At 51.8% G+C, this 11,998-nt stretch carries 13 protein-coding genes; 5 read left to right on the forward strand and 8 right to left on the reverse strand.

Annotated features, from left to right (window positions below; translation table 11 throughout):
- The first annotated feature begins 20 nt into the window (after window positions 1-20).
- The 5 genes from E3E23_RS01510 to E3E23_RS01530 all read left to right on the forward strand — a co-directional run bounded on the left by E3E23_RS01510 (window position 21) and on the right by E3E23_RS01530 (window position 4,537).
- Window positions 21-890, forward strand: a complete 870-nt coding sequence (locus E3E23_RS01510) for a DMT family transporter (protein ID WP_167905877.1) — start codon at window positions 21-23, stop codon at window positions 888-890.
- A 287-nt stretch (window positions 891-1,177) separates the two neighbouring features.
- Window positions 1,178-1,750: a CBS domain-containing protein gene (locus E3E23_RS01515; protein WP_167905878.1), complete on the forward strand. Its 573-nt coding sequence runs from the start codon at window positions 1,178-1,180 to the stop codon at window positions 1,748-1,750.
- Window positions 1,751-1,954: 204 nt separating this feature from the next.
- Window positions 1,955-3,148, forward strand: a complete 1,194-nt coding sequence (locus E3E23_RS01520; RefSeq protein ID WP_371807510.1) for a hypothetical protein — start codon at window positions 1,955-1,957, stop codon at window positions 3,146-3,148.
- Between the two features lie 108 nt (window positions 3,149-3,256).
- Window positions 3,257-4,297, forward strand: coding sequence for an ABC transporter substrate-binding protein (locus tag E3E23_RS01525; RefSeq protein ID WP_167905879.1), 1,041 nt, complete (start codon window positions 3,257-3,259; stop codon window positions 4,295-4,297).
- A gap of 66 nt (window positions 4,298-4,363) precedes the next feature.
- Window positions 4,364-4,537 (forward strand): hypothetical protein, encoded by a 174-nt coding sequence (locus E3E23_RS01530; RefSeq protein WP_167905880.1) that lies wholly within the window; start codon window positions 4,364-4,366, stop codon window positions 4,535-4,537.
- A 261-nt stretch (window positions 4,538-4,798) separates the two neighbouring features.
- On the opposite strand, the gene E3E23_RS01535 is transcribed toward E3E23_RS01530, so the two are convergent.
- From E3E23_RS01535 to E3E23_RS01570, 8 genes are all read right to left on the reverse strand, one after another.
- The gene (locus E3E23_RS01535) at window positions 4,799-6,019 is read right to left on the reverse strand and encodes an iron-containing alcohol dehydrogenase (protein ID WP_206205591.1); all 1,221 of its coding nucleotides are present in this window, start codon (window positions 6,017-6,019) and stop codon (window positions 4,799-4,801) included.
- Window positions 6,020-6,289: 270 nt separating this feature from the next.
- On the reverse strand, window positions 6,290-6,796 hold the full coding sequence (locus E3E23_RS01540) for a 4Fe-4S dicluster domain-containing protein (protein ID WP_167905882.1): 507 nt from the start codon (window positions 6,794-6,796) through the stop codon (window positions 6,290-6,292).
- A 5-nt stretch (window positions 6,797-6,801) separates the two neighbouring features.
- Window positions 6,802-7,860 (reverse strand): FAD-dependent oxidoreductase, encoded by a 1,059-nt coding sequence (locus E3E23_RS01545; protein WP_167905884.1) that lies wholly within the window; start codon window positions 7,858-7,860, stop codon window positions 6,802-6,804.
- A 5-nt stretch (window positions 7,861-7,865) separates the two neighbouring features.
- Window positions 7,866-8,075: a hypothetical protein gene (locus tag E3E23_RS01550; RefSeq protein WP_206205592.1), complete on the reverse strand. Its 210-nt coding sequence runs from the start codon at window positions 8,073-8,075 to the stop codon at window positions 7,866-7,868.
- Window positions 8,076-8,121: 46 nt separating this feature from the next.
- Window positions 8,122-8,919: an NADH-quinone oxidoreductase subunit B family protein gene (locus E3E23_RS01555; RefSeq protein WP_167905888.1), complete on the reverse strand. Its 798-nt coding sequence runs from the start codon at window positions 8,917-8,919 to the stop codon at window positions 8,122-8,124.
- Window positions 8,916-9,458, reverse strand: a complete 543-nt coding sequence (locus E3E23_RS01560) for a 4Fe-4S dicluster domain-containing protein (RefSeq protein ID WP_167905890.1) — start codon at window positions 9,456-9,458, stop codon at window positions 8,916-8,918. The genes E3E23_RS01555 and E3E23_RS01560 overlap by 4 nt, the downstream gene beginning before the upstream one ends.
- Window positions 9,455-11,098, reverse strand: a complete 1,644-nt coding sequence (locus E3E23_RS01565) for an NADH-quinone oxidoreductase subunit C (RefSeq protein WP_167905892.1) — start codon at window positions 11,096-11,098, stop codon at window positions 9,455-9,457. Before E3E23_RS01565 ends, E3E23_RS01560 begins: the two co-directional genes overlap by 4 nt.
- Window position 11,099: 1 nt before the next feature.
- Window positions 11,100-11,996 carry a respiratory chain complex I subunit 1 family protein gene (locus E3E23_RS01570; protein WP_240920715.1) on the reverse strand — a complete coding sequence of 299 codons (897 nt, stop codon included), beginning with the start codon at window positions 11,994-11,996 and terminating at the stop codon, window positions 11,100-11,102.
- Window positions 11,997-11,998: the final 2 nt, after the last annotated feature.

Consider the following 11,998-nt stretch of genomic DNA (forward strand, 5'->3'; position numbering starts at 1 on the left):
GAAAGTTTCCCGATGGATACATGAACACCTTAATCCTCGGCGTTCTCGCGGCGCTTACCTCAGCGTTCTCCTGGGCAGCCTCGACGATACTGATAAAGGCAGGCATGAGGAACAAAAGCCCGGTGGCCGTCAATATATTCCGCCTCTACATCGTTTCCGTAATGTTCGCGGCCATATTCCTGTTCAACGGCACGCTCTCGCAAATAGAATCTCTTTCCTGGAAGCTTCTTCTGGTAGCGTTCCTTTCCGCCCAGTTCGGCTTCGTCATAGGGGACTACTTCTACTTCAACGCCCTCAATCTCATGGGCGTCTCCAGAACGGTGCCGATAACCTCGACCTATCCCCTCTGGACGATACTGTGGACGTTCCTGTTCCTCGGAAGGAACATCAGCCCCCAGGTGTTAATCGGAGCGATACTCGTCGTTGCGGCGATAATAGTCGTCAGAAAGGCCGAGGAAGAGGAGCACCTGAACCCCAAAGGCTTCGTCTTCGCCCTCCTCGCACCGCTCTCCTGGAGCTTCGCCATACTCACTATGGACTGGCTCACCGGGAGTATGGACGTTCTTACTTTAGCTGGAATCAGGATGATGTTCGCGGCCATCGGTGTTTCGCTATTTCTACCGAGATATGGTTCCGAGCTGAGAGAGATAACGAAGCGCGAGGCGACGCTCCTCATAGGTGCCGCAATCAGCGGGCTGATGCTCGGGCAGTACCTTTTCGTCTACTCCGTCAATCTCGTTGGCTCTCAGATAGCGGCGCCAGTTTCCGCCATAAACCCAATCATAGCCTCAGCCCTTGCAATCCTGCTCCTGAAGGAGCCTCCAAACAAAAAGATAATAGAAGGTCTCGTTCTGGCCGTTCTTGGGGTCATCCTGATTTCCACCGCATGATCCGCCAACCTTTTTAAGGCTTTGAATATAGAGAATACTGCCGACAGCGAGGGTACAATCGTACCCTCGTGGGGCTCGGACGAACCCGCACCCCCAACGCGTCGGGTTGGGTGAGGGGGTTGTGCTCACGCCGAGCCCACAGGGCCGGTGCATCCACCCGCGCGAGCGAATGAACGCGGGCCTCTGTCGCCGGCCCACAGCTTTTCCACCCTCTTCTGAACCGTAAAACGGCGCTCTGGACAAAACTTATAACCCAGAAGACTACAGTCAATAACTGGTGGTTATTTATGGTGATAATACCCCGCCCCATAGACCCCCGAGAGATAAGGCGAATTCGAAAGGAATTAGGAATAACCCAGGAGGAGCTCGCCGAAAGGGCAGGAGTGACACAGGCTTACATAGCTAAGCTTGAGGCGGGAAAGGTCGACCCCCGGCTGTCCACGTTCAACCGAATTCTTCAGGCCCTTCTCGAGTGCAAAAAGGCCCAGCTTAGGGCTAAAGATGTTATGTCCTCCCCGGTCATCTCCGTCAAGCCTTATGAGAGTGTGGAAAACGTCATCAAGATAATGAATGAGCACAACATTTCTCAGATTCCGGTGATAGCTGGCAACAAGGTCGTTGGCTCGGTTACAGAGCGAACCCTCATCAGGCAGAGCCTTGAGTACGAGGACATCTACGACAGGAAGGTTATGGAGGTTATGGAGGAGCCCTTCCCGATAGTCAGTGAGGACGAAGACCTAGAGGTCGTGAAGTATCTCTTAGAGGAACACCCGGCTGTTCTCGTCCAGGACAAGGAGGGAAGAATGACGGGGATAATCACGAGGGTTGACATCTTCAGGATTGGGAAAGAAAAAGAGTAGTCTTCATATCTCTTTTTGCCCGAGTGTTTGGAAAAGCTCCCAGCATCGTGATATCGCCACATTTTTGAAAAGCCTTTTCGATGGGAGTATATTCTCCCCCAACTTTACGTTTTTAGACTTTTGAAGGCGTCTACATGAAAATGTTTTTATCGTCCGCGCACAAACATCCACAAGATTAGTTGTCCCATAATGGGGGGATGGATTGTGAAAAAGGTGTTATTCCTCATGGTTCTAATCCTCATCGGTGTCTTCTCCCAGTGCGTCGGGGCGACCACAATAGCCGTTGATGTATCGCACGATGAAGGAACGATTGCACTGGTTGCCTCGATAGTTGACCCAACGACGGGTAAGATCGTGGCAGAGGGGATTATTCCGACCCTCTCCTGGTACGACTGGTCTTACTTCGGATACGAGCCAGAACTGGAAAACGCAGGCGTAAAGAGGTTGGGAGATGCCATAACCTACGACGCCTTGAAAGACGTGGACATGCTGATAATCGGCCAGCTTAGGGAAGGGCTTTCCCAGGGAGAGATAGACGCGATAGTGAAGTGGTTCTCCGAGGGTGGAAAAGTCCTCTGGGTGGCAGGGGATTCGGACATCAAAACCGGTGCCTACATCCAGGACAACGCAAACCGGCTCCTTGCGGCAATTCCAAATGCCAAGCTCAGGTTTGACTACGCGACAGCCACTGACACCTTCAGCAACGCGGGAAAAAGCACTTACGTAGCCGGCTACGTCAGAGTGGACCTGCACACCCCAGACGCTTCAATCCTCAACCAGGGCTACCACTCCGAGGTCGGCAAAGTGCTGTTCCACGAACCGGGTGTTCTGGCATGGGTTGATGAGAACGGCAAGTGGCATCCCCTTATCGCCGGGGAAATCCCGGAGGGAGTATACAGAATAATCACCACGAGCGGCAACGGCATGATAGAGGACTACTCCGCCCCCGAGCCAATGGCATACAGGACATGGGAAAAGGGCCTCTTCACGCTTTTAGCCGTGGAGTTCGTAAAGTTCCCGAACGGGAGGGAGAGCCTCCTTATCCTCAGCGCCGAGAGTCCCTACGGGAGCCCAGTGCCTATCTGGGTGAACCGCTATGGTTCCTATCTGTTTGACGGCCAGCAGTTTGTCACAAACCTCCTCCGCTGGGCTACCCTGCAGGCCTCAAACCTGAAGCCAGAAGAAGAAACGACTACACTAAGCACCACGACAACCACAGGCACCACAACCACAACGACAACAACATCCACAATCACTCCAACTTCGATGGTTGATGCGACTTCATCCACCACAACAACAGAAGACTCCGGAGGAATCCCAGCGTGGGGCATCGGCCTCGTCGCTGTTCTACTCCTGGGGGCCGTTATCCTGGCGTTTCTCGTGATGAAGAGGCGGTGACAATTCTTCGTTACTTTTCATACATTTTTCTCAACCTGGCCAAAATATCCAACAAGCTTATATACCACCGCCCCAACCACTCATGGACAAATAATCCAGGTGATACCAATGAGGCGAACCGCGGTGATTTTGTTCCTCGTCCTGATGCTTGGAGCGGTGGTGGCATCGGGATGTATAAGCTCCACTGAGACCACCACAACTTCAAGTACCACCTCGCCAAGCACCGAATCTCCCGCCACTACAACGAGCACAATGACAACAACCACTACCACTTCAACCGAGACACCGTATTATCCAGTCACAATAACAGACTTCGCCAACAGGACGGTTACCATTGAGAGCGAACCCCAGAGAATAGTCTCACTCGCCCCGAGCATCACCGAGAGCCTCTTCTACATAGGCGCGGGCGATAAGGTAGTCGGTGTCACCGACTACGACGACTTCCCGCCCGTGGTCAAGAACATCACGAGTGTTGGGGGCTACGGTCAGTACGCCAACATTGAGGTCATAGCGTCCCTTAATCCAGACCTCATCCTCGCGGACAGCTTCTCCATGGTAATACTGGACGACCTCGAAAAGATAGCACCGGTCGTCATCATTGACCCCAAGAACCTCACCGACATATACAGGGGCATAGAGCTCCTCGGCAAGATAACCAACCGTGAAGAGCAGGCCAAGCTCGTCGTTGCTGACATGGAAGCCAAGGTGAACTACATAACCTCAATAGTGGCCAACCAGAGCAGGCCCAAGGTGCTCTTTATTACATGGTGGAACCCGCTCTACGTTCCAGGCAACGGCACCTTCCAGAACGACCTCATAGAGCTTGCGGGAGGAGAGAATATATTCGCTGACGTGAGCGGCTGGGCGCAGGTCAGCATCGAGCAGGTTCTCGAGAGAGACCCGGACGTGATAATACTATCCGCCCACGCAGGCATCACCGCGGAAGAGCTCTGCAGCACCGAACTCGCGAACACCAATGCAGTCAAGAACGGCATGGTTTTCACCGTCAGCGACGACAACCTCGTCTCAAGGCCCGGACCGAGGATAATCTACGGATTAGAGGAAATTGCTGAGTTCCTGCACCCGGAGCTCTTCAACTATCAGCCACAGCCACTTGTCTGCAACGCAACTTCTTCGGCATCTGGCTGAGCCTTTCCTTCTTTTTCCCCTTGGCAAAGGTTAAAAACCATCCCCCCAACGTTTTTCGGTGATACCATGGAGAGAAAGACGTTTTATCGCCTGCTGCTCGCCGTCGTTCTTGTCCTCACGTTCATATACACATTGGGACTTATAGGAGTGGTTCCCTTCGAGGTGAGCTATTACATAACCCTGTTCATGGTTATGCTTTTCATCTACCTCCGCTTTGATGCAAAGGCGAGGGGAGACTGAGATGCCCTTCGCTTGACGAGCAAAGCGCGTTGAGAAGTCCTATTAACCCATGTAACCTCAAAATTGAGCCCTTGGCCCCGGTAGGCTGGAGAGAAAATCGTGAGGAAGCATAACGATTGCTCGCGCTTGCGATTTTCATACACGGTTCGGGATTAGAAACCTTGTCAATAACTAAAACGGCATCATTGTTTTGTGAGAACACGGAAGACCACAATGACCAAGAGAACTCAAAATTGAAAAGATGGAGGTGAAGCAGATACTTCACTTGCTGAGCGGGTAGAGCGAGTCGCGGTAGATGGCCGCGACGGTCTCCCTGGTAGCCTCGATTGGGGCAAGTGAGAGCAACAGGTCGAGGCTCGGGGTGGTCATGGCGAGTTCGGTGAGCTTGTCAACGTCCTCCTCGGTGAATCCGACGTCGGTGAGCTTCTGGGTAATTCCGATGTTGAAGAGCCACTCTTCAACCCTCTTTGCAACGAGCTCAGCCTCTCCTGGGACTCCCTTGGCCTCCGGGACGAGCGGCCTGTAGACCTCGGCGAGTACCCTGGCGGTGGCCGGGTAGATGTGCTTGATAACCGCCGGCAGGAGCATGGCGAGGCCGAGTCCGTGTGGAAGGTCCGGCTTCACGGCGCTGAGCGGGTGCTCGAGGGCGTGGGTGAAGTGGAGCAGGCCGTTGTCGAAGGATATGCCCGCTATCGCGGAGGCGTAGAGCAGGTAGTACCTAGCCTGCAGGTTGTCCGGGTGGGACAGGGCCTCCGGGAGGTAGTCGAATATCAGCCTGGCGGTCTCCTGGGCGAGGAGTATCGAGTACGGGCTGGCGACCTTGGTGGTGGCAGCCTCAGTGATGTGGTTGAGCGCATCAATGGTTACGTAGCGAGTCTGGTCGGCCGGAAGCTTGGTCATGAGGGCGGGGTCATCAATCGAGTAGAGCGGGTAGATACAGTCGTAGGCTATGGCCGGCTTGTACTCCTTCTCAGGAATCGAAGCCACCGCGAACCTGTCAACCTCAGTTCCGGTTCCGTGGGTAGTGTTCACGGCTATGATGGGCTTGGCCTTCGTTGGGGTGAACTTAAGCTCGTAAAGATCCCTGGCAGTCTTGTCGGTGTACTCCAGCAGAATCGCAACGCTCTTGGCGCTGTCAATTGGACTTCCACCACCAATGCCAATAACGGCCTGGGCTCCGAACTCTTTACCGAGCTGAGTGGCCTCATCGATCATATCAACGGTCGGGTTTGGGCCGACCTTGTCGTAGTGGACGTACTCAATGCCGTACTCCTCCAGGGCGGGCTTGACAACGTCCCAAGCGCCACACTTCTTGTATGAGCTCTTTCCAGTGACGAGGATGACCCTGCTTATGCCGCGGTTTTCCTTGAGGTCCTTAGCTATGTCGTAAAACTTGTTAATGGCACCGACACCGAAGTAGGTCAGTGACCTGCACCTGAGCTCAAACACCTGGTTTATGGGGATCTGGGATTCCCACAACATTGTACATCCCTCCAAATGTGTTCATTTATACCTACATCAACGGGGATAAAAACATTTCTCCAACCAGAAATGTACAACCACATGTTTTCAACGAAGAGTTTCACAAAAGCTACCACGCTCTAACTAAAAGGGTAAACAAAAGCATAAAAACATTACGGAAATTGTTACATAATTAATTTTGTTTTCTTTTAGTCGTAATTTAAAATAGTCCATTTAACATTCCCCAATAACTTTTCAGGACTATGTTGGACAAAACAAATAGAAAGGACTCTAAAGTATCCTCCCAACCCCCTCCATGCTCACTGAGGAAATCCTCTCGCGCGCTATCTTTTCAGCCGTCCTGCGCCTTATCCGGTCCTCCACCGCTTCCGGCTTTCCAAAGAATATTGCTTCCGCCGGGCACATCTCGACGCAAGCCGGCTCCATAGCAAGGCGTCTTCTGTCTGCACACATATCACACTTTGTCATGACCTTCGATTTGACGTCGAAGCTTGGAACGCCAAAGGGACACACTGCAAGGCACATGTAGCATCCTATGCACCTACCCGGGTTTATTATGATTGCCCCATCTTCATCGCGGTAGATCGCTCCAGCGGGACAGACGTCCATACATGGCGCCCTCTCGCAGTGACGGCAGTTTATTGGAATCGGAAGTCCAGTGACGGTATAGTAAATCTTTATGTTGGGTTTGCCGTCGTGAATGAAGTCGCAGACCGCCTCACAAGTCTCACAACCAATACACAGGCTGTAATCAACGTGGAGTACTCTTCGAACCATCCCACTCACCTCCCCATCAGCCACAGGTGCATGCTCTTGGCAGCATAAAGGCCGTCTTTAACTGCCTTACCAACTTTTGATGGGCCCAAAACGACGTCTCCAGCGGCAAAAACACCCTCCCTGCTCGTCATGTGATTGCTGTCAACCACAACGCGGCCCTTCCTGTCAACGGCTATCCCAATTTCTTCCGCAAATGGTGGGGTTGGATTTTGACCGACGGCGAAGATAACATAGTCAACATCGATCTGGAAGTTCGAGCCCTCTATCGGAACGGACATTCTCCTGCCACTCTCGTCGGGCTCGCTGAGCTTGGTCTTCACTAGCTCAATGGCTCTAACCTTTCCATTCTCACCTATTATCCTGACCGGCATCGTCCTCTCAAGCCACTTCACGCCCCTCTGCCGGAGGAGGTTAATCTCGTAGGCCCCGGCCGGAGCCTCCCTTATCGTCCTGCGGTAGCTGAGGTAGACCTTATCCGCTCCGAGGAGAACGCTCTCCATGGCGGCATCGACAGCGGTGTGACCGGCGCCGACGACCAGCACTTTCTTGCCCTCCATAGGTGTTACCTCGCTCCAGCTCATGTGACCGAGCTTGGCGCTCTTTATCCTGAAGAGGTACTCGAGAGCCGGGAAGACACCCTCCAGCTCCGCTCCCTCTATGTCGGGAATCCAGCACTTCCATGTTCCCGTCGCTATGAGAACCGCGTCGTACTTCTCCACAAGCTCGTTGAAGTCCACCCTGTTCTCAACGAATTCATCACCGGATTCTCCCTCCGAATTTCCGAAACACACCTTGGTTCTGGTGAAGAACTTGACGTTGTAGACCCTTTCTAATTCTTCGTAGCCTTCCCTAACGCGGTATATTGGAATCCTGAACTCCGGTATGCCAAAGAGCATTAAACCCCCAGGTTCGGGCAGCTTGTCGTAGACGTGAACCTCATGCCCCTGGCAGACTAGGTAGCCAGTAACCGCCAAACCTGCTGGTCCGGCTCCGATAACGGCTATTTTCTTCCCAGTTGGCTCGGGTCTTTCCCTACACAGGAATGCAAACCTCATTCCTCCCACATGAATCACCTCCGAATGAGCTTTAACACAGTGTCTTCCGTAAGATCATCCACTGCAGAGAGAAGGATTCTCCTATCCTCTTCAGGAAGCAACTCTAGAGGAAGACTAAGCAGGTCTTCTGGTCTGATAAGAATCTCTCCTTCCCCCGCGTTGAGGCTCGCCCTTATGAGCTCCACGCACTCCTCACTCAGCGTTCCTACGATTCTATACAGCACAACATCGCCCGAGAAGTGGGCGAGGGTTCTACAGAGGTAGGGGGAGCTATAGTATGTGAGCCTTACCAAGCACCATGTGGTTCTTTTCGAGCTCATCTTTAATCACCAGATACTCCCTTTCAAGGAACTTCATCGCAAACTTAACGCGTGAATCATCAGCTTTCGCGGTGTACTCAGTGACAAGCTGATGAAGGGTCTCCTTGGGATTCTCGCTCTTCTCGGAAGTCTCAACAAGCCGCAAGAAGTCCTCTAGGATATCATCCCTGTCAAAGTATCCAACTACTCTCCTCAGTTCTTCCCTAAGTAGTAGGTATATGCGCTCACTTACAGGCATATCCGAAGACAACAAATCCGAAGCAGAAACGATATGGGATTCACCTCTGACCTTCTTTTCTTTTATGCCTACGAGCTGAGCCAGACCATACAATATCTCTTCGGGACTGGGTGGACACCCGGGGATGTATATGTCCGGCTTTTTGCCGTATTCTGCAAGGAGTATCTCTATGCCGCCTGTTCTTAGCAGGTCTTTTCCCCTGCTCGGGCAGGTATTGAAGATTGAGTATCCATCGTAGAAGATCCCACCACTGCATGCACAGGTTCCTACTGCAACCACTATCCTCGGTTTTGACGGCATTGCCTCGTAGACAGCCTTCACCGAATAGTACGTTTGTCTGGTAAGTGGGCCCGAAACGAGAAGTGCATCTGCATGTCTCGGCGAACCAACGAGCTTGATTCCCATACGCCTTACATCATAATAAGGAGTGAATACATCGAGTATTTCAAAGTCGCAGCTGTTGCACGAACCGCTGTTGACGTGAAACACCCACACAGAGCGCCGTTTCATGACTTATCACCCTCAAGAACTTTCTCTATCCGGCCTATCCTGCACCGTCTGCAGAGCCTTTCAACATCGCCCAAGTTGAACAGCTTATCCGGAGATATACTGTGCATCTTCAAAAACAGCCTCTCTGTGTAATCCTCGTAGCGACCACACCTGGGACATCTGTAAAGATTATGCTCCACAACTTCTACTAGGTCGCGTTTATCTGGAGTCGCCAGCTCAAAGTTAATTGTTCCCTTCATGGCTCTCGTGGGGCAGACTTCAACACAGTAGTAGCACCTTATGCATCGTGCAATGTTTAGTATTATCCTCTTCTTGCCGTTCTCATAGTCTAACTCGGCACTGAGGGCGTCTGATGGGCAGACGTTCACACAGGCAGTACATCCTATGCAGAGCGCGGGGTCTATCCACGGGGCACCCCTATATTCCGGTGGCTTTTCGGTATCCGTGAAAGGATAGCGAGTTGTAACTGGGATTCTCACAGTGTCTTCCTCGGGCCTTTTCCACCCTCTGAGCTTTTCTATAAAGCTAACCGTACTCATCCACATCCCCCCGTTAGGGGAGCCGTCAGGATCCTAGCCTTCCCTCTTTTAACGTCCACAACCTGTATCCTCTCCGTGCAGGAATAGCACGGGTCGAAGGAGGTTATTATCAGTGGAGCATCCGCGACAGTGTATTCTTTGAGAACCTCTGGAACCACTGGTAGGGTGTTGTATGTGGGTGGTCTGACCTTCCAGCGGTATATCCTGTTGCCGCCTTCTGTCATCACATACATTACGAGCTCTCCCCTCGGCGCTTCGCAATAACTAAGAATCTCCTGGTATTCTGGTAGTTTCTCTATTGGAGTGTATATCTCCCCTCCGGGCATTTCATCAATGGCCTGCTCTACTATCCATACACTTTCCATGAGCTCATCCATTCTCTGGAGAACTCTACTCAGGACATCCCCTTTCCTGTAAACTGGAACTCTGAAGTCAATGTCCTTGTAGGCCGCGTACGGATAATCTCTCCTAATGTCGATATTTATTCCGGAGGCCCTTGCATTCGGGCCGAGAACAGAGTAGTCCTTCGCGAGCTTTTTAGGCAGAACTCCTATCCCCTCTATCCTCCGGATAAATGTGTTTGTGTTCAGGATCAGATCACGTATCTTTTCAAACTCATTCTTTAACTCTTGGATTTTTTTGAGTACCAGCTCCTTCCTGTAGTCAAGAAAGTCCCTCCTCACACCTCCAACAGTATTCATCCCATACGTTCTCCTGTTTCCAGTCAGGCGTTCCACCAGCCACATTATCGGCTCCCTGATGCGCCACGTGTGCATGAAACCCAAATCAAAGCCTGCCATGTGGCAGGTAACTCCCATCCACAAGAGGTGGGAGTGGATCCTCTCCAGCTCGAGGAGAACCGTCCGTATGTAAAGAGCTCTCTCCGGAACATCGGCTCCAACTATAGTCTCGATTGCTTGAACGTACGCCGTTGAAAACTGGAAACTACATATGCCGCATATTCTCTCTGCTATGAATGGTATTTGGTTATAGCCCAATCTGCTCTCACCTATTTTCTCTATGCTCCGGTGGGAGTAGAAGCCCCTGTATTCAACGTCCACTATTCTTTCTCCTTCCACAAAGAGCCTGAAGTGCGCAGGCTCGTCAAGTGCAACGTGATATGGCCCGAGAGGAACGACAGTTGTGTCCTCCGGCCCAGGCTTATAGTCCCCTTTTCTCTTCCCGAGGGGAGAATAGTCATGACTCACATCTTTTCTCAGGGGATATACATTCTCCGGCCAGTCCTCCGGAAGGACAAGCCTCCTTAGGTCTGGATGATTTTCGGGCTTCAGCCCCAATAAATCGTGAACTTCCCTCTCAGCCCAAAGCGCCGCGGGAAGTTTTTCTGCCACCGCGGGAAACGTTGGGTTTTTGGCGGGAAGATACGCCTTCAGGAGTATCCAGAGGTTTTTTCTTCCGACAGCGACGTTTATGACTGGGATGTAAGAAAATGTTCCAGTAACGGGCCTCTCGTCCGTACCGACACTCATGGAGTAGTGAGTCGAATCTCCTCTTTCGTGCCAGTACAGCACCATTTCTTGGAGAGCAGCCCTATCAACGACGTAGAGAACTTGATTACCCGATAACCACTTCTTTCTTCGTATGAACTTTTCAAATTTCTTCTCAAACTCTTCGAGCATATCACCACCCCACGAACGAGAGGGCCAACACCACCAGCGATGTTATGAATACTTTCATGTTTATTCTCATGATCTGATCTATCCGGAGTCTTGAGCTTGTGCCCTCTACAGTTGCAAAGAGGGCGTAAATAGCCGTAGCAATTCCAAGCTGTAGCAGAAGGCGGATTGGCCAGGATATCGAACCAACTAACGGAAGTACTATAAAGCTTGACAGGAGCCATATGAGTGCAAAGCGCTTGATGAGCAGTGCATAGAGGAAAACTCCGAGGAGTCTCCCGCTGTATTCTACAAACACTCCCCCACCGAGCTCTATTTCGGCTTCCGCAACATCAAAGGGCAGAAAACCACACTCAACGTAGACAGAATACGCGAGAAGGATATATGCAAGGACTGTCGAGAACGAGAGAGATAATGCTAGGGGAGCCTCTGATACCGTTAGGGTTCCAGAATTGAGGGCAAATATCCCAAGGGAGACTGCAAGGATTGGTTCGGTACTGAGCAGGATTATCATTTCTCTATGACCGCCTATATGAGAGAATGAGTTTTTAACGCTGAATGCTCCGAGCATAACAGATACACTGACCATGGCCACAACGTAGAGAACCACTATAACGTCTCCACCGAAGCTGAGTGGAGCAACACTGCCATAGGGCAGGAAGAGCGCCGCTGATATTGCGGCCGCAAGCGCGAGATAAGGGGCGATTACGAAGAGCTTATTATCTGTGGGCACCCTTGAAGGTAACCTGACCAGCTTTTCCAGGTCATAGAAAGTCTGAAGAAGAGGTGGGCCAGCACTGTACTGCAGTCTCGCCTTTATCTTCCGTACTAACCCATCGAAGAACGGAGGAAGTAGCAGGATGAAAACTAAAGAAATTGGCACGCTCGCATTCATCCGCATCA

The sequence above is a fragment of the Thermococcus sp. CX2 genome, from assembly GCF_012027555.1.
Lineage (GTDB): Archaea > Methanobacteriota_B > Thermococci > Thermococcales > Thermococcaceae > Thermococcus.

Bases quoted from the DNA above. Each gene is read 5' to 3' on its own strand.
- E3E23_RS01555 (WP_167905888.1), bottom strand. From the start codon at position 8,919: ATGAAACGGCGCTCTGTGTGGGTGTTTCACGTCAACAGCGGTTCGTGC.
- E3E23_RS01525 (WP_167905879.1), top strand. From the start codon at position 3,257: ATGAGGCGAACCGCGGTGATTTTGTTCCTCGTCCTGATGCTTGGAGCG.
- E3E23_RS01530 (WP_167905880.1), top strand. From the start codon at position 4,364: ATGGAGAGAAAGACGTTTTATCGCCTGCTGCTCGCCGTCGTTCTTGTC.
- E3E23_RS01540 (WP_167905882.1), bottom strand. From the start codon at position 6,796: ATGGTTCGAAGAGTACTCCACGTTGATTACAGCCTGTGTATTGGTTGT.
- E3E23_RS01570 (WP_240920715.1), bottom strand. From the start codon at position 11,996: ATGCGGATGAATGCGAGCGTGCCAATTTCTTTAGTTTTCATCCTGCTA.
- E3E23_RS01515 (WP_167905878.1), top strand. From the start codon at position 1,178: ATGGTGATAATACCCCGCCCCATAGACCCCCGAGAGATAAGGCGAATT.
- E3E23_RS01560 (WP_167905890.1), bottom strand. From the start codon at position 9,458: ATGAGTACGGTTAGCTTTATAGAAAAGCTCAGAGGGTGGAAAAGGCCC.
- E3E23_RS01565 (WP_167905892.1), bottom strand. From the start codon at position 11,098: ATGCTCGAAGAGTTTGAGAAGAAATTTGAAAAGTTCATACGAAGAAAG.
- E3E23_RS01535 (WP_206205591.1), bottom strand. From the start codon at position 6,019: ATGTTGTGGGAATCCCAGATCCCCATAAACCAGGTGTTTGAGCTCAGG.
- E3E23_RS01510 (WP_167905877.1), top strand. From the start codon at position 21: ATGAACACCTTAATCCTCGGCGTTCTCGCGGCGCTTACCTCAGCGTTC.